Annotated in this window: 25 protein-coding genes; 9 read left to right on the top strand and 16 right to left on the bottom strand. The window is 65.5% G+C overall.

The window, feature by feature from the left end:
* Positions 1-65: 65 nt before the first annotated feature.
* Positions 66-416 carry a thioredoxin TrxA gene (gene trxA / locus DTX69_RS21195; protein WP_119303555.1) on the top strand — a complete coding sequence of 117 codons (351 nt, stop codon included), beginning with the start codon at positions 66-68 and terminating at the stop codon, positions 414-416.
* Positions 417-479: 63 nt separating this feature from the next.
* On the opposite strand, the gene DTX69_RS21190 is transcribed toward trxA, so the two are convergent.
* From DTX69_RS21190 to pyrF, 8 genes are all read right to left on the bottom strand, one after another.
* Complete coding sequence (locus DTX69_RS21190) at positions 480-863, bottom strand: hypothetical protein (protein ID WP_119303553.1); 384 nt, start codon at positions 861-863, stop codon at positions 480-482.
* A 109-nt stretch (positions 864-972) separates the two neighbouring features.
* Positions 973-2,271 (bottom strand): bifunctional folylpolyglutamate synthase/dihydrofolate synthase, encoded by a 1,299-nt coding sequence (locus tag DTX69_RS21185; RefSeq protein ID WP_119303552.1) that lies wholly within the window; start codon positions 2,269-2,271, stop codon positions 973-975.
* Between the two features lie 155 nt (positions 2,272-2,426).
* The gene (gene accD, locus DTX69_RS21180; RefSeq protein ID WP_119303551.1) at positions 2,427-3,293 is read right to left on the bottom strand and encodes an acetyl-CoA carboxylase, carboxyltransferase subunit beta; all 867 of its coding nucleotides are present in this window, start codon (positions 3,291-3,293) and stop codon (positions 2,427-2,429) included.
* Positions 3,294-3,315: 22 nt separating this feature from the next.
* Complete coding sequence (trpA, locus tag DTX69_RS21175) at positions 3,316-4,146, bottom strand: tryptophan synthase subunit alpha (protein ID WP_119303603.1); 831 nt, start codon at positions 4,144-4,146, stop codon at positions 3,316-3,318.
* Between the two features lie 14 nt (positions 4,147-4,160).
* Positions 4,161-5,318, bottom strand: coding sequence for a tryptophan synthase subunit beta (trpB, locus tag DTX69_RS21170; protein ID WP_407643992.1), 1,158 nt, complete (start codon positions 5,316-5,318; stop codon positions 4,161-4,163).
* A gap of 144 nt (positions 5,319-5,462) precedes the next feature.
* Positions 5,463-6,110 (bottom strand): phosphoribosylanthranilate isomerase, encoded by a 648-nt coding sequence (locus tag DTX69_RS21165; protein WP_119303549.1) that lies wholly within the window; start codon positions 6,108-6,110, stop codon positions 5,463-5,465.
* A gap of 4 nt (positions 6,111-6,114) precedes the next feature.
* Entirely contained in the window at positions 6,115-6,897 is a 783-nt protein-coding gene (locus DTX69_RS21160; protein ID WP_119303548.1) for a hypothetical protein, read from the bottom strand.
* Positions 6,897-7,613, bottom strand: a complete 717-nt coding sequence (gene pyrF / locus DTX69_RS21155) for an orotidine-5'-phosphate decarboxylase (RefSeq protein WP_119303547.1) — start codon at positions 7,611-7,613, stop codon at positions 6,897-6,899. Before pyrF ends, DTX69_RS21160 begins: the two co-directional genes overlap by 1 nt.
* A 228-nt stretch (positions 7,614-7,841) precedes the next feature.
* On the opposite strand from pyrF, the gene DTX69_RS21150 reads away from it, so the two are divergent.
* Positions 7,842-8,633: a trypsin-like serine peptidase gene (locus tag DTX69_RS21150; RefSeq protein ID WP_119303546.1), complete on the top strand. Its 792-nt coding sequence runs from the start codon at positions 7,842-7,844 to the stop codon at positions 8,631-8,633.
* 38 nt (positions 8,634-8,671) lie between these two features.
* On the opposite strand, the gene DTX69_RS21145 is transcribed toward DTX69_RS21150, so the two are convergent.
* A complete protein-coding gene (locus tag DTX69_RS21145) occupies positions 8,672-9,151 on the bottom strand; it encodes a copper chaperone PCu(A)C (protein WP_119303545.1) in 480 nt (159 codons plus the stop codon).
* A 2-nt stretch (positions 9,152-9,153) separates the two neighbouring features.
* On the opposite strand from DTX69_RS21145, the gene DTX69_RS21140 reads away from it, so the two are divergent.
* The 3 genes from DTX69_RS21140 (at position 9,154) to DTX69_RS21130 (ending at position 12,088) form a co-directional block, all read left to right on the top strand.
* Positions 9,154-10,005 carry a trypsin-like serine peptidase gene (locus DTX69_RS21140; protein ID WP_119303544.1) on the top strand — a complete coding sequence of 284 codons (852 nt, stop codon included), beginning with the start codon at positions 9,154-9,156 and terminating at the stop codon, positions 10,003-10,005.
* 62 nt (positions 10,006-10,067) lie between these two features.
* The gene (locus DTX69_RS21135) at positions 10,068-11,639 is read left to right on the top strand and encodes a trimethylamine methyltransferase family protein (protein ID WP_119303543.1); all 1,572 of its coding nucleotides are present in this window, start codon (positions 10,068-10,070) and stop codon (positions 11,637-11,639) included.
* Between the two features lie 38 nt (positions 11,640-11,677).
* On the top strand, positions 11,678-12,088 hold the full coding sequence (locus tag DTX69_RS21130) for a VOC family protein (protein ID WP_119303542.1): 411 nt from the start codon (positions 11,678-11,680) through the stop codon (positions 12,086-12,088).
* Here the strand turns inward: DTX69_RS21130 and DTX69_RS21125 are convergent, their stop codons facing one another.
* Positions 12,089-13,123 (bottom strand): endonuclease/exonuclease/phosphatase family protein, encoded by a 1,035-nt coding sequence (locus tag DTX69_RS21125; protein ID WP_119303541.1) that lies wholly within the window; start codon positions 13,121-13,123, stop codon positions 12,089-12,091.
* Between the two features lie 143 nt (positions 13,124-13,266).
* Between DTX69_RS21125 and DTX69_RS21120 the strand changes: the two genes are divergently transcribed.
* Entirely contained in the window at positions 13,267-14,385 is a 1,119-nt protein-coding gene (locus DTX69_RS21120) for a VOC family protein (RefSeq protein WP_119303540.1), read from the top strand.
* A 174-nt stretch (positions 14,386-14,559) separates the two neighbouring features.
* Here the strand turns inward: DTX69_RS21120 and DTX69_RS21115 are convergent, their stop codons facing one another.
* Positions 14,560-15,585, bottom strand: a complete 1,026-nt coding sequence (locus DTX69_RS21115) for a D-alanine--D-alanine ligase family protein (protein ID WP_119303539.1) — start codon at positions 15,583-15,585, stop codon at positions 14,560-14,562.
* Positions 15,582-16,607 (bottom strand): putative zinc-binding metallopeptidase, encoded by a 1,026-nt coding sequence (locus DTX69_RS21110; RefSeq protein ID WP_119303538.1) that lies wholly within the window; start codon positions 16,605-16,607, stop codon positions 15,582-15,584. Before DTX69_RS21110 ends, DTX69_RS21115 begins: the two co-directional genes overlap by 4 nt.
* A 343-nt stretch (positions 16,608-16,950) precedes the next feature.
* On the opposite strand from DTX69_RS21110, the gene DTX69_RS21105 reads away from it, so the two are divergent.
* Entirely contained in the window at positions 16,951-19,005 is a 2,055-nt protein-coding gene (locus DTX69_RS21105; RefSeq protein WP_119303537.1) for an AAA family ATPase, read from the top strand.
* A gap of 12 nt (positions 19,006-19,017) precedes the next feature.
* Here the strand turns inward: DTX69_RS21105 and DTX69_RS21100 are convergent, their stop codons facing one another.
* Genes DTX69_RS21100 through mutL form a run of 3 tightly spaced genes read right to left on the bottom strand, consistent with a single transcriptional unit; the run spans position 19,018 to position 21,770 of the window.
* The gene (locus tag DTX69_RS21100) at positions 19,018-19,407 is read right to left on the bottom strand and encodes a VOC family protein (RefSeq protein ID WP_119303536.1); all 390 of its coding nucleotides are present in this window, start codon (positions 19,405-19,407) and stop codon (positions 19,018-19,020) included.
* Positions 19,404-19,937, bottom strand: a complete 534-nt coding sequence (locus DTX69_RS21095; protein ID WP_119303535.1) for a class I SAM-dependent methyltransferase — start codon at positions 19,935-19,937, stop codon at positions 19,404-19,406. The genes DTX69_RS21100 and DTX69_RS21095 overlap by 4 nt, the downstream gene beginning before the upstream one ends.
* Before the next feature lie 6 nt (positions 19,938-19,943).
* On the bottom strand, positions 19,944-21,770 hold the full coding sequence (gene mutL / locus DTX69_RS21090; protein WP_119303534.1) for a DNA mismatch repair endonuclease MutL: 1,827 nt from the start codon (positions 21,768-21,770) through the stop codon (positions 19,944-19,946).
* 74 nt (positions 21,771-21,844) lie between these two features.
* On the opposite strand from mutL, the gene DTX69_RS21085 reads away from it, so the two are divergent.
* Both DTX69_RS21085 and DTX69_RS21080 read left to right on the top strand, forming a co-directional pair.
* Positions 21,845-22,288: a VOC family protein gene (locus DTX69_RS21085; RefSeq protein WP_119303533.1), complete on the top strand. Its 444-nt coding sequence runs from the start codon at positions 21,845-21,847 to the stop codon at positions 22,286-22,288.
* Between the two features lie 158 nt (positions 22,289-22,446).
* Positions 22,447-22,605 (top strand): YqaE/Pmp3 family membrane protein, encoded by a 159-nt coding sequence (locus DTX69_RS21080; RefSeq protein WP_119285984.1) that lies wholly within the window; start codon positions 22,447-22,449, stop codon positions 22,603-22,605.
* A 17-nt stretch (positions 22,606-22,622) separates the two neighbouring features.
* Here the strand turns inward: DTX69_RS21080 and DTX69_RS21075 are convergent, their stop codons facing one another.
* Complete coding sequence (locus tag DTX69_RS21075) at positions 22,623-23,606, bottom strand: SDR family NAD(P)-dependent oxidoreductase (protein WP_119303532.1); 984 nt, start codon at positions 23,604-23,606, stop codon at positions 22,623-22,625.
* Positions 23,607-23,610: the final 4 nt, after the last annotated feature.

The following is a 23,610-nucleotide window of genomic DNA, read 5'->3' as shown; positions in this document are numbered from 1 at the left end:
GCGGCAACCAAACGGGATCCGGTCCGGTTCACCTCCACCGGCCGGCCCACACAAGGAACACTGGGATGACAGCTGCTACGGCTACCACGACCCACTCTCACACCATCCATGTCAGCGACGCTTCGTTCGAGGCCGACGTCCTGAAAGCTGCCGGCCCCGTGCTGGTCGATTTCTGGGCGGAATGGTGCGGCCCCTGCAAGATGATCGCGCCCGCGCTCGATGAGATCACGCGCGAGCTCGACGGCAAGCTGACGCTCGCTAAGATCAACATCGACCACAATCAGCAGACGCCGAAGCGCTATGGCGTGCGCGGCATTCCGACCTTGATGATCTTCAAGGACGGCCAGGTCGCGGCGACCAAGATCGGCAACATGCCGAAGCGCCAGCTCGCCGACTGGATCGAATCGGTCCTCTGATCCGATCCCACATTGCGCATGAGACAAGCCCCGCGCTTCGGCGCGGGGTTTTCTTATTTGGCGCTAGAGCAGTCCTTCCGCTTCGGCTTGGCGGTAGGTCATATAGCGATGGCGGACGGTGCGGCCCACGGCCAAGATGACGCAAGGTGAGTGCGCGCGCACCTCACAGCCGCGCAAGGCTTCGCGGGTGAAGCTGACTTCGTCGCGGCAGCTGAATGCCTGGCAATAGGCGTAGAAGCCGACATGCCCTTTCTCGGACACCGCGAAGGCGCCGCTGCGTCCGGCGCCGACGGTGCTGTAGTATTTGTTGAGGTGCCGCTCGACCTGCAGCGTAATGAAGACCGGCTTGCCCGCTGGCTGGGCAGGCCGCCACGCAGGACTGGACTCGGTCGCACACGCGGATAGAAAAGCTGCGCACACAGCGAGGACCAAGACGACTCGGTGCATGAAGACTCTCGAGGACGTGACGGCGCAAAACTAACCGGAGCGATTCGCGCCGGCAAGCTCGGAATGGCGGAGCAACACACAGAAGGACGCTCGGTTCCCGCAGGTCTATTCACCCATTCTCCGCCAGCACCGTGCCGGCGAGATAGAGCGAGCCGCAGATGAGGACGCGGCGCGGCGCCAGACCATGGCGCTCGATGATCGCCGCGAGCGCCGCGGCGATGGACTCATAGCCCGCGGCAGGCAAGCCGGCCTGGCCCGCGAAGCTGACGGCGTCGGCGGCGGAGAGCGATGAGTGGTCGCCGGGAATGGCGACGGCGGAGAGATCCTCTGCCAGTGGCGCGAGCGGACGCAGGAAGGCGAGCGGATCCTTGCTGGTGAGCATGCCGAAGATGAGGCTGACGGGCTTGCGTTCCTGTTGCTGCCACTCGCCGATCATGTCGGCGATGATCTGCCCCGCATCCGCGTTGTGGCCGCCATCCAGCCACAGCTCCCAACCCGGCGGCAGCAGATCGACCAATGGTCCGCGGCTCAGGCGCTGCATGCGCGCGGGCCAGACTGCGTTGGCAAGGCCAGCGGCCATCGCATGCTCCGACAGTGCGAAATCCTCGAGCCAGCGCGTCGCCGCCACGGCGGTCGCCGCGTTGCCGAACTGATGGCGACCCGGCAGCACCGGCTTGGGCAGCGCGATGGCGCCGTGCGAGTCGCGGTAGGTGAAGCCACGCTCGCCGATCTCGAAATTCCACTCGCTGCCGCAACGCCAGAGCGGCGCGCGCAACGCCGCGGCGCGCGCGTCAATCACCGCCGCGGCTTCCGGCGGCTGCTGCGCGATGATCGCCGGGCGGCCCGGCTTCAGGATGCCGGCTTTGGCGGCCGCGATCTTGGCCAGGGAATTACCCAGGAACTGCATGTGGTCGAAAGAGATCGGCGTGATGATGGTGGCGCGCGGCGCGTCGATCACGTTGGTCGCGTCGAATTCACCACCGAGGCCGGTTTCCAGCAGCAGGATGTCCGCCTTCACGCGCGAGAAGGCGAGGAAGGCGGCGACGGTGGTGATCTCGAAAAAGGTGATGGGATCGCCGCCGTTGGCGCGCTCGCATTCCTCGATGAGGTCGACCAGCGCCTGCTCCTCGATAAGTTCGCCGGCGAGGCGGATACGCTCATGGAAGCGCACTAGATGCGGCGAGGTGTAGACATGCACGCGTTTGCCGGCGGCTTCCAGCATCGCGCGCAGATAGGCGATGACCGAGCCTTTGCCGTTGGTGCCGGCGACATGCACCACTGGCGGCAGGTTGCGTTCGGGATTGCCGACCAGGTTCAGCAGCCGCTCGACGCGCGTGAGCTCCAGATCGATGATCTTCGGATGGAGCCGCATGACGCGCTCCAGCACGATGTCGCTGGCGGCGGTCATTGCGATCGTTCCCCGCCTCCTCCCGTCATCACCGGGCCGCAGCGAAGCTGCGCGACCCGGTGATCCAAGTATTGATGAGCCGCTCTGAAGCGAACTTGGATCGCCGGGTCAGGCCCGGCGATGACGGAAGAAAAGTACGGCAAAGGTGTAACTCTCTACGCCGCCTCTTGTTTCGGCTGCTTCGTCAGGAGGCCGATGATCTTCGCCAGCTCCGTCGGCAAGTCCTTGCGGGCGACGACCAGGTCGACGATGCCATGGTCGAGCAGATATTCGGCGCGCTGGAAGCCTTCGGGCAGCTTCTCGCGGATGGTTTCCTCGATCACGCGGGCGCCGGCGAAGCCGATCTGGGCGCCGGGCTCCGAGACGTGGATGTCGCCGAGCATGGCGAACGACGCACTGACGCCGCCCGTGGTGGGGTCGGTCAAGAGCACGATGAAGGGCAGGCCGGCTTCCTTCACGCGATCGACGGCAATCACGGTGCGCGGCATTTGCATGAGCGACAGGATGCCCTCCTGCATGCGGGCGCCACCGGAGGCGGGAATCGCGATCAGGGCCGCGCGCTCCTTCACCGCGAGGTCGGACGCGGCGACCAGCCCCTCGCCCACCGCGGCGCCCATCGAGCCGCCCATGAAATCGAAGTTGAACGCGGCGACGACCGCCTTCAATCCGCCGATCAGGCCGTGCGCCACGATGATGGCGTCCTGCTCTTCGGTCTTGCTCTGCGCTTCCTTCAGCCGATCGGAATAGCGCTTGCGGTCGCGGAACTTCAGCGGGTCAAACTCGACCTTCGGCAGTTCCGCGCGCTCATAGGTGCCGTTGTCGAACAGCAGCTCCAGGCGCTTTTTCACGGCGATGCGCATGTGAGCGCCGCATTGCGGACAGACCCTCAAGTTGGCCTCGAGGTCACGGTGGAAGATCATCTGACCACAGCCGGGGCACTTGTCCCATAGGTTTTCCGGAACGTCGGTCTTGCGCACCAGGGCGCGGATCTTGGGTCGGACGAAATTGGTCAGCCAGCTCATGGACGAACTCCCTTTCCAATTCCTATTGTCGTGCTCGGCGGACGCCGGCGGCGAGCTCGCGCACCAGGGCCAACGTGTCCTCGACTGCCTTCGGCGAAGCCGTGCCCCTCTCATCGACATGGGCGCCGATGCGGCTCACCAAGGCAGAGCCGACAACGGCGGCATCGGCGACCTTGGCGATCGCGGCGGCCTGGTCGGCGGTCTTGATGCCGAAGCCGACCGCGACCGGCAGATCGGTGTGGCGCTTCAGCCGCCCGACAGCGGCGGAGACATCCGCGTTCGCGGCCGACCGCGTGCCGGTGATGCCGGCGATCGAGACGTAGTAAACAAAGCCCGACGTGTTGCGCAGCACCGTCGGCAGGCGTTTGTCGTCGGTCGTCGGCGTCGCGAGGCGGATGAAATTGAGGCCGGCCCTGAGCGCCGGGATGCAGAGCTCTTCATCCTCTTCCGGCGGGAGGTCGACCACGATCAGGCCGTCGACGCCGGCGGCTTTCGCATCTTTCAAAAACGCAGGCACGCCGTAGGAATAGATCGGGTTGTAATAGCCCATGAGGATGATGGGCGTTTCGGTGTCACCCTTGCGGAACTCCGTCACAAGCTGCAGCGTCTTCTTCAGGGTCATGCCGTTGCGCAAGGCGCGTAGCGATGACGCCTGGATCGCGGGGCCGTCCGCCATCGGATCGGTGAACGGCATGCCGAGCTCGATCACGTCGGCGCCCGCTTCCGGCAGCCGCCGCAGCAGATCAAGCGACAGCTCGTAGTTGGGGTCGCCGGCGGTGATGAAAGTGACGAGGCCGCCGCGGCTGGCACTCTTGAGCGCGGCGAAGCGGCGCTCAATGCGGGTCGTGGTCATCGGTCCGTCCGCGCTCACAGCTTCACCCCGAGATGCTGGGCGACAGCGAAGATATCCTTGTCCCCACGGCCGCACAGATTCATCACGATCAGATGATCCTTGGGCAGCGTGGGCGCGATCTTGGAGACGTAGGCCAGCGCATGGGAGGGCTCGAGCGCGGGAATGATGCCCTCCAATTTCGAGAGCAGCTGGAAAGCCTCCAGCGCCTCCTTGTCGGTGGCGGAGACGTATTTCACGCGCTTCATGTCGTGCAGCCAGGCATGCTCCGGGCCGATGCCGGGATAGTCGAGGCCGGCCGAGATCGAATGCGCGTCGTTGATCTGGCCATCCTCGTTCTGCAGCAGATAGGTACGGTTGCCGTGCAGCACGCCCGGCCGTCCGCCGGTGAGCGAGGCCGCATGGCGCCCCGTCTCGACCCCGTCGCCGCCGGCCTCGACGCCGTAGACCTCGACGCTCTGGTCATCGAGGAACGGGTGGAACAGTCCCATGGCGTTGGAGCCGCCGCCGATGCAGGCAACCAGCGTGTCCGGCAAGCGACCCTCGGCCTCCGCCATCTGCCAGCGCACTTCCTCGCCGATGATGGATTGGAAGTCGCGCACCAAAGTCGGATAGGGGTGCGGGCCGGCAACGGTGCCGATGATGTAGAACGTGCTCTCGACATTCGTGACCCAGTCGCGCAGCGCCTCGTTCATTGCGTCTTTCAGCGTGCGGGTGCCGGACTTCACCGGCACGACCTCGGCGCCGAGCAACTTCATGCGGAAGACATTGGGCTGCTGGCGCGCGATATCGGTCTCGCCCATATAGACGGTGCACGGCAGATTGAAGAGCGCGCAGACCGTGGCGGTCGCGACGCCATGCTGGCCGGCGCCGGTTTCCGCGATGATGCGGGTCTTGCCCATGCGCTTGGCGAGCAGGATCTGGCCCATGCAGTTGTTGATCTTGTGCGAGCCGGTGTGGTTGAGCTCGTCACGCTTCAAATAGATCTTGGCGCCGCCGAAATGCTCGGTCAGGCGCGGCGCGAAATAAAGCGGGCTGGGCCGGCCGATATAATGCTTGCGGTAATACTCCATCTCCTCCGCGAACTTCGGGTCGGCCTTGGCGGCCTTGTAGGCCTTCTCCACCTCCAGGATGAGCGGCATCAAAGTCTCGGCGACAAAGCGTCCGCCGAACATGCCGAAGCGCCCGAACTCGTCGGGGCCGTTGCGATAGGTATTGCGCGGAGCGGGAGCTGAGGCGGTCAAAGCGATCATCCTGGGGTTCGATTGCGGGCTGCAATCAACCATAGGCTCAGGGAAAGGTCAAAGGCCGGAAACGACCTAGATGCGCCGGCTTGCGTCCAGGAACGCCTTGATTTTGCTGATGTTCTTCTCGCCCGGCCGATCCTCCACCCCGGACGAGACATCCACCATCGGAGCGCCGGAAATGCGCACCGCCTCGATGAGATTGTCGGGGGTGAGGCCACCCGCCAGGAGCCAGGGCCGCTGCAGGCGCCGGCCGGCGAGCAGGGTCCAGTCGAAGCTGAGCGCATTGCCGCCGGGCAAGGCGTTCGCCATCGACTTGGGGGGCTTGGCGTCGAACATCAGGTAATCGGCGACGTCTTCGTAAGCGGCGGCGCGCTCGAGGTCGGCGGCATCGCTGACCGGGATGGCCTTGATCACCTGCTTGCCGAAGCGCGCACGGATCTGCGCCACACGCTCGGGCGTCTCGTGGCCGTGGAGCTGCAGCAGGTCGAGCTCGCAGGCGCCGAGAATTTCCGCGATGCGCGCGTCGTTTTCATCGACGATGACGCCGACTGTGCGCACGGTGGTCGGCACGTCGGCCGCGAGTCGCTTCACTGTCGCCGGATCGACGCTGCGCGGGCTCTTTGCATAGAAATTGAAGCCGACTAGCGAGGCACCACCGGCGACCGCGGCGGCGACTGTCTTCGGCGTCTTCAACCCACAGATCTTGGCACTGACTGTCATGACATCAGACCTGCACGCCGACCATCTGCCGGAACGCATTGGCGAGCACGATCGCCTGCAGGATGGAGGTCGCACTCTGGAACACCGCCGCGATGAACACCATGGCGAGCGGTGCGATTTGGCCGAATCCAACAGCGAACAGCACATTGGTGACGATGCCGCCGAGCAACCACAATGGCAGCCACACCAGGATCAGCGCGCTGGTCAGCGGCACGCCATTGCCACGGGACGCGTTCCAGGACTGCTGCAGCGTCAAAGGCTGACCGATCGCCTGCGCGACCGCGAAGGGCAGCAAGCGCGCCATGGCTACCAGGACGGCAATGAACGCGACCGCGATGCCGATGCCCTTCAGGAAGGGGGGAAGGAACAGCAACGGCATGCAGATGACCGCGAACGCGATACTGGCCACGAACATCAGGACAATGCAGGTGACCACAAACCCGACATGGCCCCGGCCGATACTGAGCCCCAGGCCGATGGCCGCCATCGGGCCTAGCAGCGTGAAGCGCAGCCAGTTCGCCACCAGCACACCCAACGCGGCCATCGCAATCAGCACCGACAGGATCATCGTGAAGAGGTCGCCCGACGAGACCCGCTCCGGCGTCCCGGCCTGCATGTACTGCATGGCTCTGTGCGCTGCGCCCTGGCCATAGGCCACCGCCGCGAAGCAGATCAGGGTCGGAACGAAGCCGAGGCGCAACCCATCGTCCCGCTGCTGCCAGAGGACCTGGAAGGCGGACTTGACCAGCAGCAAGACCGGAATAGGTTGCGGTCGCAATGCCGGCATCAGGCGGCAACTCCCGCGATCTCCGCCTGGATGCGGCGCGCAGCCTCGGCGGGATCGGCCGCACCCGTAATCGGCCGTCCGACGACGAGGTAGTCCGCGCCGGCTTCCATCGCTTGGCGCGGCTCCATCACGCGCTTCTGATCGCCGGCCGCCGCCCAGGCCGGGCGCACGCCCGGTGTCACGAGGAGGAAATCCGGGCCGAGGTCGCGGCGCAGCACGGCGATCTCGTGGGGCGAGCACACCACGCCATCGAGGCCGCATTCCTTGGTCAGCGCCGCCAGGCGGCGCACCTGATCCGATGCGCTTGCGTGCTGGCCCACCTGAGCCAGATCCTCGTCGCTGAGGCTGGTGAGGACCGTTACGCCGATCAGCTTCGGCGGCGTGCTACCGAGCCTGGCCGCGGCGTCGCGCGCAGCATCGCGCGCGGCCTTCATCATCGCGGCGCCGCCCGAGGCATGCAGGTTGAGGATCATCGGCCTCAGCGGGGCCACCGCCCGCACGGCACCCGCCACCGTGTTCGGAATGTCGTGGAACTTGAGATCAAGGAACAGGGGCGCGCCGAGGGCTGCGACCTCCGCTACTCCCGCCGGTCCGCGGGCATTGAAGAACTCCAGGCCGAGCTTGACGCCGGCGACCGAGTCCCTGGTCGCGCGCGCCCAGCCCGCGGCCACCGCCACCTCCGTCGTGTCGAGCGCAACCAGAATGCCGCGCGCCATGCGCCTGAGTCCTTATCTTGTCGTTTCGCGAGCCAAATCGCTTGGCGAAGGTGGCTCGGTTTCCCTCCCAAAGCTGGGGAAGGGATTGCGAGAATCGCCTTGCGTAGTTGGCGCCTGTCTAGCCGGCTTTGCCCGCCCTGTCGATTGCGGCCGCGTCACGGGTGGACGCTTGACAGAAGGACAGCAGACCTGCCCACTATCCGGTGGGGAGATCACCGTCACGTGCCAATGTTCAAGTCCGGGTCAGGCTTTCCGATCCCTTTTTCCGCGGCTTTTGCCGGGTTTATTGCCATTACCGTCCTCTTGACGGCCTGTGAGACGCCGGCCAGGCGGCCGCCGGAGCCGAGCGGCCCGATTCCCTGGACGGCCGCCATCGGCAGGCTGGATGCGGAGGGCGATTCCACCTCCTGCACGGCGACCCTGGTGGAGCCGGACGTCATCGTCACCGCGGCGCATTGCCTGTTCCCGAAAGGGCGGAAGCTGTCGCCGGCTGAGCTCACATTCACGCCGAACGTAGGCGCGCAGCGCCTGCCAACGGTGCGGGTGCTGGAGATCGTCGGACTCGGCGTCGAAAAGATGGACCCGGAAAACCCGGAATCCTCGCCGACCGAAGTCGATTGGGCGATCCTGCGGTTGACCCGGCCCGTCATCGACGTGCCGCCGATCCCGGTCGAGGCGATCGGCCTGGCGGAGATCGAACGGCGGATCCAGAACGGCGACGTGCTGTCCAACCTCGGCTACGGCACCTATGGCATCACCATCAGCCGGCGGCTGCACCGCAGCGAGGGCTGCACCCTTATCCCGGACTGGCGCGAATTGACGGAAGGGACCAACGACGAGCTGGTCATCACCACCTGCCCGGTGATCAAGGGCGATAGCGGCGGGCCGATCCTGCTGACCGACAAAGCGGAGAAGCGCCGGCTGATCGCCGTCGTGTCAGGCTTCTGGCGGCGCCCGGAACCGCCGGGATCGGTCAGCCTGGCGGTCGGCGCCAGAGCCTTTGCCCAGAAGCTCCAGTGACAGCCGCATCGGTGACCGGCGCAGCCACGGAGCAAATATCAATCCATCGGCTGCAAATCGGCAATGCCCTGCACCGCCACGTCGATCGCGACCTCCCCCGCCTTCTCGAAGCGCAGGGTCGCGGCGAACGTCGTGCCTTTCTGCAGCGGCGCTTTCAGGCCCATCAGCATGACATGGGTGCCCTTGGGCGCGAGGCTGACGCTGCCGCCGGCGGGTATTTCGAGATGCTCGACCATGCGCATGATCATCACGTCGCCGCTGGCCTCCGACGTGTGAAGCTCGCAATGCTCTGCGACGTCGGTGGAAACGCCGAGCAGACGGTCGGGTTGTGTGCCATTGTTGGTGACGGTTACATAGAGCGCGCCGGTCTTGGCGCTGCCGGCCGTCGCGCGCGACCAGGGATGCTGGATGGTGAGAGCGCCCGCAGTGACGTCATGGGCCGACGCGACCGCGGGACAAAGGCAGGCAGCGAGCGCGAGGCTGCCGAGCAGGGCTGAACGTCGCGTGACGGGGAACATGGATGTCGAACTCCGAAGAACCTAGTGAGCCAAGCTTAGCCGCGATCGCGAGGCTTCGGCCATCCTGTCGCGCAACGCTGCGACTTTTGGTCCTCGCCATCGGCTGTGCCTGGCTGGGCGCCTGCGCCGTCCGCCCGCCGGAGGCTCCCCCGCCCGCACCGGTATCCTGGCAGGGAGCGATCGGGAGCCTCGATGTGACCGGATCGCCCGAAGTTTGCACGGCCGTCCTGGTGCGGCCAGACATGATCGCGACCACGTCCCACTGTTTGCGGCCGAAGGGCCGATTCGCCGCGCCCGGCCAGCTGGTCTTCACCTCCAGCGCGTCGCCCGCCATGCGGGCCAAGGGTGCGGCCATCGTCGCCGAGGGCGGCAGCGTCGCGCCCGGCAGCATCAAGGCGGATCAGGCCCAGACCGATTGGGCACTGGTGCGCATCACGCCGCCGATGACGCATGTCCGGCCGCTACCCCTGGCGCCGCTGTCGACGGCCATGGTCCGTGCCGAGATCGCCCGTGGCGCGTACTTCTATTCCGCCGGCTATGGCCAGGGCGCGAAGGATACGCTGCGTGCCCACAATGGCTGCGGCCCGTTGCCGCCGGATCCCAATGGCGTCACTGAGGGCGAGTTGTTCTTCGCCACCAACTGCATCATCCGCCTGGGCGACAGCGGGGGGCCGGTGGTCCTGGTCTCCGGCGGCCAGCCCAAGCTGATCGGCCTGATCGTGGGCTTCGCCGATGCGCCGAAGAGCGGCACCACGATCGGAATCGTGGTGTCGGCCAAGGCCTTTGCGCCATATCTCCGGGCGGAGCTAATCAGCCAGCTGTTTCCGGTTGGGCAGGAAATCTCAATGAATTGACACGGTTGCGGAAGCTGTATACAGCTTAACGGCCCGATCCGCGAGGCCCAAGGAGGCGCCGCATGACCGAAGTCGCCCCCACCAGCACCGCCACCGCCGCGACCCGTCGCCGGGAGCGCCGCGCGCCCCAGGCCGCAGTGCGCCAGCTACCCTTTGCGCGGGCGGTCAACCGTTATCGGCCGATCGAGGTGCTGAGCGCGGATCAGGTCGAGACCATCCATCACACTGCCCTGAAATTGCTGCGCGAGACCGGCATCGAGGTCATGCAGGACGACGCGCGCGCAATCCTGAAAGTGGCCGGCGCCGAGGTGGACGAAGCGACGCAGCGCGTGCGCTTCGACCCCATGTTGGTGGAGCAGAGCATCGCCCAGGCACCGGCCAGCTTCCGGATGCAGGCGCGCAACCGCGCCTACGACATCGGCTGCGGCGCGGGCGAGATCATCTTCGCCGCCACGGGCGGGCCGGCCTTCGCCCATGATTGCGACCGCGGCAAGCGGCCGGGCAATTACGCCGACATGTGCGATTACCTGAAGCTGGTGCATCAGCTGAACGTGATCCACCAGGAAGGCGGCTGCCCGATCGAGCCGACGGACCTGCCGGCGGATACGCGTCATCTCGATTTCTATCAGGCGGCGCTGACGCTGACCGACAAGACCTGGCAATGCTGGGCGCTGGGCGAGTATCGCGTCGAGGATGCGATCAACATGGCCGGTATCGCCTATGGCCTGAGCCGCGCGGAGATGAAAGCTGTCCCCGTCACCCTCACCATCATCAATTCCAATTCGCCGCTCCGGCTCGATATCCCGATGTGCGAGGCGCTGCTGGCGATGGGGCGCAGCGGCCAGCCGGTGGCGATGACGCCCTTCACGCTGTCGGGCGCGATGAGTCCCGTGACGCTGGCCGGCGCGCTCGTGCAGCAGCATGCCGAGGCGCTGGCGATGCTGGCCTTGTCGCAGATCGCATCGCCGGACGCGCCGGTGCTCTATGGCGGGTTCACCTCCAATGTCGATATGCGATCGGGTTCACCGGCCTTCGGCACGCCGGAATACACGAAGGCTGCGCTGGCAGGCGGGCAGCTGGCGCGCAGGGTCGGCGTACCGTACCGCTCCAGCAACGTGACGGCATCGAACTGCGTCGACATCCAGGCCTCCTACGAATCGATGATGTCGCTGTGGGGTGCGATCATGGGCGGAGTCAATCTCATCGAGCATGCGGCGGGCTGGATGGAAGGCGGCCTCACCGCCTCGTTCGAAAAGCTGATCCTCGATGCGGAGCTCTTGCAGAACATGCGCGAGTTTCTGAAGCCGATCGCGGTCGATGAAGCGGAGATGGGGGTCGACGCGATCGCCGAAGTCGGACCAGGCGGCCATTTCTTCGGCGTCGGCCACACGCTGGAGCGGTTCTCCACCGCCTTCTACGAGCCGATGCTGTCCGACTGGCGCAACTATCAGAGCTGGGAGAATGCCGGCGCACGCAATGGCACGGAGCGCGCCAACGCGATCTGGAAGGAACTGCTCAAAAGCTACGAGCCGCCGCCGATGGAAGAAGGCCGCAAGGAAGCACTTGATGCCTATGTGGCGAAACGCAAGGAAGAGATCACCAAAGGCAAGATGGTGCCGGACGCGATCGGCTGACTTTGCTACGATCTTCCGCACCAGGCGGAGATCGAGCCATGACGGATCGCGAAACAGCCTCAAGGCCTGTTCTGATCAATGCCACGCCGCAATTGTTCGTGTCAGACATCGTGGCATTGTGTGACTTCTTCATCCAGACACTCGGCTTCGGCGTGGAGTTCATTTACGGCGAGCCGCCGTTCTATGCTCAGGTCTCGCGCGACGGCGCGTCGCTGGCGCTGAGGCATCTGGATCGGGCGGTGCTTGACCGGCTGGCAGCAGCCATGAAGGCCGATGTCGACATGCTGGCGGCCAGCCTTGCCGTGGATGACGTGATGGCACTCTGTCGCGAGTTCCAGGCGACGGGGGCGACGTTCAACCAGGCGCTGCGCACTGAGCCGTGGGGTGTGCAGACCTTCATCGTCACTGACCCCGATGGCAACCTGCTGCTGTTCGCCGGCAGCACCTGACTAGTCGCGCCAGCCGATTTCGGCCACGACGGGGAAGTGATCGGAATCGGTCTCCGGTCCGGTGGAGAACTTGGTCACCACGAGATGGCCGCGCGCGAGAATATGGTCGATCGGCAGGCGCAACGGCCAGGGCAGGAAGGACGGCCAGGAGGATGACCATCCGGCCTGGTTGTCGAGGCCAGTCCTGGCGCGGAAGGCGCGCTGCACGCGGCTCCACGGCACGCTGTTGAGATCGCCCATCAGGATGAGATCGCGCGGCTGGCGGTTGAGATATTTGGCGAGCAGGCCGGCTTGCCCTGCCTGGCGGCTCAGCGGCAGACCTTCCGCCATATAGGCGGCGCGCTTCGGGTCCTTGGCACCCCAACGACTGTCGGCGCTGGTAACCACGGGGCGGAACCAATGCGCCGCCAGCACGGTGACGGGGCGACCCTGCCAAAGGATCTCGCCGCTCGCGACGATTGGCGTCGCTTTCCAGATGCGGCCGGCGAATGACTTCTCGATCGGCACCTTCGAGAGCAGCATGGTCAGGCATTCCGGATCGCGATCGAAGCATTCGACCTGATACGGATATTTGGCGAACAGCGGACCCAAGACCGCGCGCCAGGCGGGTGTCACCTCGATGAGGCCCATGACGTCGGCATCGCTCGCCAGCAAGGCGTCGATCGTCCGCTGGTGGCCGGCGGCCGAATGCCAGAGATTGACCGACAGGACCTTGAGCCGGGCCGGGTCGGTGACGGTCGCCGCCTCGCCGCGCTCTGCGAAGATCGGCCAGGACAGGGTCGCGGCCAGCGCGGCCAGCAAGACCAAGCACAGCCAACGCCGCGAGAGAAGCGCGCACACGGCAGCGAGCACGGCCAAACCGGCGAGCTGGATCGCGAACTGATCCAGCACGGCGAGGAGTGGTGTTTGGGGCTGGTACCAGATGATGACTTGGCACAGCAGAAGCCCTGCCGCGAGGACCCGCAGCAGCAGCGACCAGCTGCTGCGCGCGCGCCGCAGGCGTTGCGAAGTGATCTCAGCCGCAAGATCCGTCATGCCGTGTCTCTCGATTGCCGCAGGTCGCGTAGATCATCGTGCATAGAAGCCAGCAATTGTGTCTCTTTTCCGACGCGCCTCTATTGTCACCGAGATGTTGCGGGTCCTTGCCTTCGCACCGCCCGCCGAGGCAATGTTCGGGCATGGACGACATCGGGCACAATCGCGCGGCAGCGCTGACGGAGCATATCCAGCTCGCACAGGTAGTGCTGCCCTGCCGCGACCTAGCGGCGAACCTGGCGTTCTTCACGGATGAATTGGGTTTCAAGGTCACCCTGATCTTCCCGGCGGATTCGCCGCAGGTCGTCGTGATGTCGGGATATGGACTCACTCTGCGGCTCGAGGCGGCGGATGCGGATGCGCCGCCGATCACACTCCGCCTACTTTGCGACTTGGCGTCGCTGCCGGCGGGCACGGCGCAGGGGATGACCGCGCCGAGCGGAACGCGCATCGAACTGATAGAAGCAAAGCGGCCGCTTGAAATTCCAGCCGGCACGCATGAGTTCGTGCTGGGCCGCATGGAGGAGCATTGGGGCGTCGGGCGCGCCGGCATGCAATATCGCGACCTCATTCCCAGCCGGCTTGGCGGGCGCTTCATCGCCTCGCATATCCGCATTCCCGACGGCGGGCCGGTGCCGGACTACGTGCACTTCCATCACATCCGCTTCCAGATGATCTATTGCAAGGCGGGCTGGGCGCGGCTGGTCTACGAGGACCAGGGCGCGCCGTTCCTGTTCAAGGCCGGCGATTGCGTGCTGCAGCCGCCGGAGATCCGCCACCGGGTGCTGGAAGCCTCGGCCGGACTGGAGGTGATTGAGCTCGGCTGCCCCGCGGTGCACGAGACCTTCGCCGACCACGCCATGACCTTGCCGACGCCGCATGTGCTGCCGGAGCGCCATTTCGGTGGCCAGCGCTTCGTGCGTCATATCGCGGCGGACGCAAAGTGGCTGCCCTGGCGCGCGGATGGATTCGAGATGCGCGATACCGGTATCGCGGCGGCAACCGATGGATTGGCAGGCGCGCGCGTCGTTCGCCCACGCGGTGGCGCCGCTATCGCGAAGTTCGGTGCGCATGGGGGCGAGTTCCTGTTCTTGTTCGTGCTGACGGGCGAAGTCGGTCTCCACGTTGAGCGGCACGGCGATCATTCTCTGAGGGGCAACGACAGCTGCGTCATTCCGGCAGGCGCCGTCTATGCGCTGAGCGCTGGCGCGGGATCAGAGATACTGGAAGTGACGCTGCCCGCGGAATTGCCGCACACATAGCCAGCAACACTTACTGTCACCCCGGCCGAGCGCAGTGCGAGCCGGGCCTATGCGGTCTCGCCGCGGCGCTCATAGGACGCATGGGTCCCGGGTCGCGCTGCGCGCGCCCGGGATGACACGCGAGAAGCAGCACGCGCGCCCGGGACGACATGTGAGAAGCGGCGAAAACGCGCGTCAACTACCCGCCACGGTGGCGCGTTGGATGGCGAGGGTAACGATGCGGTTCAGGAGGTCGCGGTACTTGATGCCGTCCTTGGCGGCGGCTTCGGCGAAATCCTCGACCTTGGCGATCTCGGGATTGGGGTTGGCTTCCAGGAAATACGGGATGCCATCGGCCGAGAGTCGGAAATCGACGCGGGAGTAGCCGTCGAGCTCGAGCGTGCGGCAGATGCGCTTGGCGACGTTGCTGATGCGGGTGCGCAGTTCCGGCGACAGGTCTTTGGCCGGGCCGCTCTTGATGCCGAGCTTCTCCTGATATTCGAGATCGTGCTTCACCTTGGCGGTGGCGATGGAGTGGCCGCCTTCGGCCATGTCGCCGAATTCCAGCTCCCACACCGGGAACACGCGCAGGCGCTCGTTGCCGAGCACGCCGACGTAGAGCTCGCGTCCCTCGATATATTGCTCGACCAGCGCGTCTGTGCCGACCTTCTCGTGGATGAAGTGGACACGCTCCTCCAGCTTCTCGTCGTTCTCCACCACCGACGCCTGGGCGATGCCGACCGAGGCGTCCTCGCTCACGCTCTTGACGATCAGCGGGAAGCCGAGGCGGGCGGGCCGCTTCACCTTGCGCCGCTTGGGAAAGACCGCGAAGGCCGGCACCGGGATGCGGTGATAGGCGACGAGCTTCTTCGAAAGCGCCTTGCCGCGCGCCAGCATGAGGCCGCGGGGATTGCAGCCAGTGTAGGGAATCTTCAGCAGCTCCAGATAGGAGGCAACGTTCGTGTCGTAGGCCGTCTCGCCATGGAACTGCTCCAGCAGGTTGAAGGCGACGTCGGCCTTGAACTCCTCGATCGCATCGCGGATCGGCTTCAGCTCGTACTGGACGCCGAGCGGCATGACTTCATGTCCGGCCGAGCGGAGCGTGCTCACCACGTCGTACTCGGTCTTCCAGACATTGATGTCTTTCTCGCTGTGGCCCTTCAAGGAATCGGGCGGCATCAGATCGGGGTGGAGCAGAACCAGGATGCGCAGTTTCTTCATAGCGCGAACCATTCCCGCCGCGACGGACTGTAGAGCGAATGCACCGTCTTTGCCGTCAATAGCACGGTGAAGTTGATGATGAGTTCCCGCTGATTGCCGACGGCCCGCAGCTTGAGCTCGCGGCAGCGCGCGATCATCTCGTCCAGCACCGAATCCAGGGTGAGCTGATATTCGCCGGTCCATTTCGCGACCATGCGCCGGATGCGCGCGCGATGATGCCTGATGAAGGTGGAGGCCGCCGGCCAGTGGCGATGGCGCGGCTCGTCGGAAAAGATGCGGCGCAGATCGCGGTCATAGATCGTGGTGGTGGGCATCGCGTAGAGCGCCTGCTTCTGCGCGTAGTGCTCGGCCAACGTCTGCGTCAGCTTGCTCAAGGGATCGATGCGATGGCGATGGGTGAGCACCGGCCGCTCTGTCGCGATCTCCTGCATCAGCTCGTCGACATATTCGAGCTTCTTGAAGGCCGGCCAGCCCTCATAGCGCTTGCGCCAGTCGGAGCGCGGCCGCAGCCAGACGGCGAAGGTTTCGGCGAAATCCTCGTCCGGATGGCTCTGCGCGTACCACAGGCGCAGATGCTGGACGTAGTTCTTGCTGGCGGGGTTGGGCCGGTAGAAATCGGGATAGCGTGTGGAGGAACGGCCGAACAATTGCTGCCAGCGGCGGCGGCGGTTGAGCTGATAGGAATGCTGGATCACGTGGCCGGCCTCGTGGCGCAGGATGCGCATGCAGTCCGGCACCGTGCCACCCTCGACGTCGATGATCATCTTGCGCTCCAGCCGCATCAGGCGCGGATGGGCGAGATAGAACGGGATCGCGATGCCGGGGGTGGTATCCGGGCTGAACCACTCGTTGGAGATCCAGGCGTGTGGGCGGATGCGCAGACCTTTCGCCTCCAGCTCGCCGTGGAGCGCGCGCAGGCACAGCTCCAGCCACGTCCCTTCGACGGTGACCTTGAGGTCCTTGAGGCGCAATTCGAGGAGTTCCTCGTCCGGCAACGAGGCCCAGGGAAACCGCGACGCCATGGCGCTCCGAATCGGGTTGGAACCACCGGCGGGATGGTGTCACGGGGTACCTGCAGAGGCAAGCGGCGGGCGCGACTCGGGGGATTGATTTCCGGTTGCACTTCTGGTAGCTACACCGCCCTTCGCCAGCAGCTAGGCGGCGAACAAAGTTGGCAACGGAGAAACCCATGCGTTCTCACATGCAGCCAGCTTTGTCCTGGATTGCTTTCCAGCCGCGATAGCGGCGCTGGCCGGCATCTGGGACCAGGCCGGCGTTAGACACGAGCAGAGTTGAGCCTGAGACGGCGCGCTTTCGCGCTGCCGCCGAGAGTTCCGTGCGTTCTGGATTTGGAAAGCGACAATCATGATCACCGCATCGCAGGCGGCAGTCGCCGCCTATGTGCACGCCATGATGCAAGCCTTCGACCCGGCTTCGCCGCCGGGCCGGCGACTCACCTTTTGGCTGCGCAGCAACCAGTGCATGGTGGGCCTCGATTTCGAGGCCGCTACGACCGCGCGCACGCCGAAGGGGCGCAAGCGCAAGTCGCCGGCATGGGACAAGCCCTTGCCGCAGCGCCTTTGGGCGCGCCTCCGGGCCGCGATCGCCAGGAGCGCATCGGCCGGCGCAACCGCCGCGGATGCGGTCTCGGCGAATCTGGACGCGTTCGTGCGGGCGGTGGGTCTCGATCCGCTGGAAGCGGAGATCTTCCGGTTCGTGTTCCACACCGATCGCGACGCGACTTTCGAGCGGCTGTGTAACGGCATCGTGGAGACCCGCGCAATCGATACGCTTAGCCTCACCGCGCTCTGCCTCGGGCGCAAGCCGACGGAGATCTGGGACAAGCTGCTGCGTGGGCCGCTCAAGGGCCTGCATCTGGTGGATATCGCCAGCAGCGGCACCGACCGCTTCACTTACTATGTGCCCTACCGCATCGTCGCGGCGCTGATGCCGCCCAACGAGTCGGTCGCCGACATGGAGCGTGCGCTGATCGGTGAACCACTGCCGCCGCAGCTGGATCTGGCAGCCTATGACCACGTGGCGCAAGAGCGCGACTTCGTGCTGCGCCTGCTGCGCGGCGCCGAGGGGCGGATGGGAATCAACATCCTGCTCTATGGCGGGCCGGGCACCGGCAAGTCGGAGTTCTGCAAGATGGTGGCGCGCGCAGTCGGGCGCGACCTGTTTGCGGTCGGCGAGACCGATGAAAGCGGCGAAGAGCCCTCGCGCAGCGATCGCCTGGACGCACTGCGACTTGCGGACAAGCTGGCGGCGCGCCGCGGCAAGGCGCTGCTGCTGTTCGACGAGATGGAGGACATTCTGCAACGCGGCGAGCGCGCCAGCTCCGGGCGCGGGCCGGTGCGGCGCGCCGGATCGAAAGTGTTCTTCAACCGGCTGCTGGAGCAGAACCAGGTGCCGGTCCTATGGACCGCCAATGCGATCGACGAGTTCGATCCCGCCTTCCTGCGGCGCATGACCTTCGCATTCGAGATGAAGGCTCTGCCCGCCGCGGGCCGTGCGCGCCTGTGGGAAGCGGCGGCACGGCGCCAGGGCCTTCGCATGCAGGCAGAAGACGCCGATGTCCTGGCGCGCCTGCACAAGGTCTCGCCGGGCCTCATGACCGGGGCTGTCCACGCCGTAGCGATGGCCGGCGGCGGCAGCGACGAGCTCGACTTCGTCGTCAAGTCGCTGGCGCACCCTCTGAGCGGGCGGCGGTCGAACCGCATCGCGACACACGGCCGCTTCCAGGCCGACCTCGCCAACACCGATCCTGATCTCCGGCATTTGCAGCGGGCGCTGGCCGCACCCGGCGGCGCGCGCGATTTCTCGCTCTGCCTCTCGGGCCCGCCCGGCACCGGCAAGAGCGCCTTTGCACGCGCGCTCGCTGCCGCCATGGGGCTCGAGCCGCTACTGACGCGCGGGTCCGACCTGCTCTCCATGTGGGTGGGCGAAACCGAGCAGCGCCTGGCCGAGGCCTTCGAAGAGGCGCGGCAGGACGACGCCTTTCTCATCATTGACGAAGTGGAGACCTTCCTGTGGAGCCGCTCGGGCGCAAGCCGATCGTGGGAAGTGTCGATTGTGAACGAGCTGCTGGTGCAGATGGAGACCCATCCTCTGCCTTTCGCCTGCACCACAAACCATCTCGACTGCATCGATCCAGCGGCGTTGCGGCGCTTCACCTTAAAGGTGAAGTTCGATTTCATGACCCCGGTACAGAGCGCTGCGGCCTATCGCCAGTTCTTCGGATGCGAGCCGCCGGCGGCGCTGCGCTCCATCGAGCATCTTACGCCCGGTGACTTCGCGGTGGTCGCGAAGAAGCTGCGCCTGCTCGGCCAGCCCGGCGACGAGGCGCCCGACATCGTGCGCCTGTTGGAGCAGGAAGTGGCGGCAAAGAACCTGCGCACAGTGAAGATCGGGTTCTGAAGACGGGCTCGATCACGCCGGCTGGATCAGGTCCCATTTGTTGCCGTAGGGATCGACGAATACCGCGACCGTGCCATAGGGCTCGTGGCGCGGCGCCTCGAGGAAGCGGATGCCGCGGTCACGCATCGTTGCGTAGTCGCGCTGGAAATCGTCGGTGTGGAGGAAGAGGAAAACACGGCCACCGGTCTGGTTGCCGATGCGGGTCTTCTGCTCGGGGCTGTCGGCCTTGGCCAGCAGCAGGCGCGTTTCGTGGGAGCCTGGCGGCGCGACCAGCACCCAGCGCTTGGTCTCGCTGAGCCTGGTGTCTTCGATCAGCTCGAAGCCGAGCTTGCCGACATAGAAGGCGATCGCTTCGTCGTAGTCGGGAACGACGAGGGCAACGGCGGCGAGATGCTGAGTCATGCTGCCTCCTTTGCAGGCCGGGCAATGATACACAGCGAACCTACAGAGCCGCGGCCAGAGATGACCTGGTCCACCCTGAAGCCTCCGGCTTCCAGATTGCGCGCGAGCTTGGCCGCTAATGGCTTGAGCTGTGCAGAGCTCGGCGGTTGATAGAAGAGATAGAGCGTACCATCCAGCCGCAGCAGCATTCTGACCACTGGCAGTTCCTTGGATGGATCGATCCAGAATAGATTGACATTGATGGCGAAGATTTTCGAGAAGCGTCGTTGTCCGAAATCGCCGTCTGCCAGCGCCACAGTCTCAAACCGGACCTTGTTGGCAGCGACATATGCCGCGTTCCGCTGCTGCGCTGCTGTGATCATCTTCGGTGAGCGATCGATCGCCGTGAGTCTACCGCGTGACAGCTTGTCGCAAACCAGGGAGACAGCGAGGCCGTGGCCGCAGCCGATCTCCAGCACCTGATCTGACGGATCGAGAGCCAATGTCTCCACTGCCCAGACGACGCGGTCCGGGATTTCCGTTGCCGGCATGGAAGACTACCTTCGTCCGAACAGGCGCTCGATGTCGGCGAGCTTCAGTTCGACGTAGGTCGGGCGGCCGTGGTTGCACTGGCCGGAATGGGGCGTTGCTTCCATCTGGCGCAGCAGCGCGTCCATTTCCGGCTGGGTCAGGCGGCGGCCCGCGCGCACCGAGCCATGGCACGCCATCGTGGAGCACACCTCCTGCAGGCGCTCCTTCAAGGAGAGCGCGTCGCCGAACTCCGCCAATTCGTCGGCGAGATCCTGGATCAGGCCGCGCACATCGGACTGGCCGAGCAGGGCCGGCACTTCGCGCACCACGATGGCGCCGCTGCCGAAACCTTCGATGACGAGGCCGAGCTCGGCCAGCTCGCCGGCGCGCGCGCTCAAGCGCTCGGCGCTCGGGCCATCGAGCTCCACCACCTCGGGAATCAGCAGCGCCTGACGTGCCACGGTGCCCGCATCGAGCGCCGCCTTCATGCGTTCATAGACCAGGCGCTCATGGGCGGCATGCTGATCGATGATCACGATGCCGTCTGCCGTCTGCGCAACGATGTAAGTCTCGTGCAGCTGCGCGCGGGCGACACCGAGCGGATGCGAAGTTGGCGCGCTCTCCGCCGTGGGCGCCTCCTCGACACGTGCGCTGGGGCGGTCGATTTCCGCCGATAGCGGTGCGAAGGCGGCCATGGCCTGCGCCGCCAGCGCAGTGCTGGAGCGCGCGGGCCCTGGTGTATAGCCGCGCCACGGCGCCGGACTTGAGAGTTGGGTCGGAAATTGCGTCGGCGCGGTGAAGGAACCGAGCGTGCTGGTGGCGACGGTGGTGGAGGCGCGGTGCCCGGCCTGCGCCAGAGCGGCGCGGATGGCGCTCACGATCAGGCCACGCACCAGGGCGGCGTCGCGGAAGCGCACTTCGGCCTTGGCAGGATGCACATTCACGTCGACTTCTTCCGACGGCAGGTCGAGAAACAGAGCCACCATCGGGTGCCGGTCGCGCGCCAGGAAATCCTGATAGGCGCCGCGGATCGCGCCGATGATGAGCCGGTCCTTCACCGGCCGGCCGTTCACGAACAGGAACTGCTGGGTCGAGGTCGCGCGGTTCAGCGTCGGCAAGCCGGCGAAACCGGTGAGCCGCACGGTCTCGCGCATCGCATCAAGGCGCGCGGCATTGTCGGCGAAGTCGCGCCCCATGATGGCGCCGAGCCGCTCCAGGGTTGCCGCCGCCGGATCCTGCAGCAGATCGGCGCCGATCGCAGGCAGGCGCAAGGCCAGCCGTTCCTCATCGCGCAAGGTGAAGCTGACATCGGGATGCGCCATGGCAAGGCGCTCCACGATCTCCTGCGCGGCGTTCAATTCCGAACGTGGCGTCTTCAGGAACTTGAGGCGCGCCGGCACGGCATAGAACAGGTCGCGCAATTCCACCCGCGTGCCCTCGCCGCGCGCGGCCGGGTGCGGTTCCGATCGTATTCCGCCATCGACCGCGATCGACCACGCCGTATCGGCGGCCCGGGCGCGGCTGGCGATCGAGAGGCGGCCGACCGCGCCGATCGAGGGCAAGGCCTCGCCGCGGAAGCCGAAGGAATGGATGTGGACGAGGTCGTCGTCCGGCAGCTTGGAGGTGGCGTGGCGCTCCACGCTCAGCGCCAGTTCCGCGCGCGTCATGCCATCGCCATCATCCTCCACCACGACGAGGGAGCGGCCGCCATCGCGCAGATGGATGTCGATTCGGCGCGCGCCGGCATCCAGCGCATTCTCTACAAGTTCCTTCACCACGGAGGCGGGCCGCTCCACCACCTCGCCGGCGGCGATCTGGTTCACGAGATTGGGCGGCAGAAGGCGGATTGTCATGGTGACAAGTCTAGCAGCTTTTTCGGCTAACATCCGAGTCGCTAGTATGGCGGAAATCAGTGCTGGGGGAAGAGATGGGCGCTGCTGACAAGGAGTTCATGCCGGCCGAGGAATATGGCCGGTCCCTGCAAGGGCTTGGCATCAACCTGCTGGTGCGTGATGTGGGCCGCGCGGTCGCGTTCGCACGCGACGTACTGGGGGCGAGTGTCGCCTATGCCGACAAGGACTTTGCGGTCTTGCGGTACGCGTGCGGCCCGAGTCGCGCGGAATGGATGGTGCACAGCGACGGTACCTATCACAGCAATCCGCTCCTGGGCCTGATCGGTGATGCGCAGGTGCGCGGCGTGGGCGCGGAGCTCAGGCTCTATCACTGCGACCCGGATGTGGCGGTCGCGCGCGCGCAGAAGCTCGGACACCACGTGCTGGCGGAAGCGGCCGACAAGCCGCACGGATTGCGCGAGGCCTACATATTGGATCCCGAGGGCTATTGCTGGGTGCCGGGGGTGCATAAGAAGTGAGACTCTTCCATACAAAGCCTTGACGAACGGGACTTGGAGATCGAACAGGCCGAGCTGCAGAAGCAGCGGAACATATCGCCGTGATCGCCACGGCCGTGGAACTCTCGAACGTGTGGCCGGTTAGATCAGGGGTCAAACAGAGAAAATCGAAGGCCCCAGTGGACATCGTTCGAATCATCATCGCAATTCTTCTTCCGCCGCTCGGCGTTTTCCTGCAGGTCGGCTTTGGGGGACAGTTCTGGCTGAACATCCTGTTGACTCTCCTGGGATACATCCCCGGGATCGTCCACGCGGTCTACATCATCGCAAAGCGCTGATCCTGAGCGCTGCTGGCTCAGACCTTCGCGTACTCGCGGTACCACGCCACGAAGTGGCGGATGCCTTCTTCGAGCTTGACCGTCGGTGAATAGCCGAGTTCCTGGCGCGACGCCGAGATGTCGGCCCAGGTCTTGGGCACGTCGCCCAAGGGCATGGGCTGGTCGATGCGCTGGGCCTTACGGCCGCAGGCTGCTTCGATCGCAGTCACCAGCGCGTTCACGGATTCAGGGCTGTCGTTGCCGAGATTGAACAGGCGATGCGGCTCTTCTCCACCGACGGGTGGAGGTCTATCGAGTGCTGCGAGGACACCGGCCACAATGTCGTCGATGTAGGTGAAGTCACGCTGCAGGGCGCCGCCGGCGTAGGTCTCGATCGGTTGCCCCTCGAGAATGGCTTTGGTGAATTTGTAATAAGCCATATCGGGCCGGCCCCACGGCCCATAAACAGTAAAGAAGCGCAATCCGGTCTGGGGTAGCCAAAAGATGCGCGAGTAGGAAATACTGAGCAGTTCGTCCGCGCGCTTGGTCGCGGCATAGAGAGAGACCGGATGATCGGCGGCGTCGTCCAGCGCGAACGGCACCTTCTTCGAGGCACCATAGACAGAGCTGGAGCTGGCATAGACCAGGTGCTCGAGCTTCGGCGCCTGGCGCGCCATCTGCAGCATGTTGAAATGGCCGTTGAGATTGGCGCGCACATAATCTTCCGGCTGCTGGATGGAGTACCGCACGCCGGCCTGCGCGGCGAGATGAATGATGTGATGCGCTTCGGGCAGCACATCCTCCAGTCCCGATTTCAACGCCGCCTCATCGGCGATGTCGACCTGGCGGAAGCGGAAGCCGTTGCGGCCCTCCAGCCGCTGCAGCCGCGCCTTCTTTAGTGCCGGATCGTAATAGGCATTGAGGCTGTCAATGCCCAGCACCTGTTGGCCGCGATCAAGCAGAGCAGTCGCAACGAAGGATCCGATGAACCCGGCGGCGCCGGTGACGATGATCTCTGGCATCCCT

Origin of the sequence: Dongia deserti, assembly GCF_003574735.1 — a bacterium.
GTDB lineage: Bacteria > Pseudomonadota > Alphaproteobacteria > Dongiales > Dongiaceae > Dongia_A > Dongia_A deserti.
This window is presented reverse-complemented; position numbering and strand designations above follow the sequence as displayed.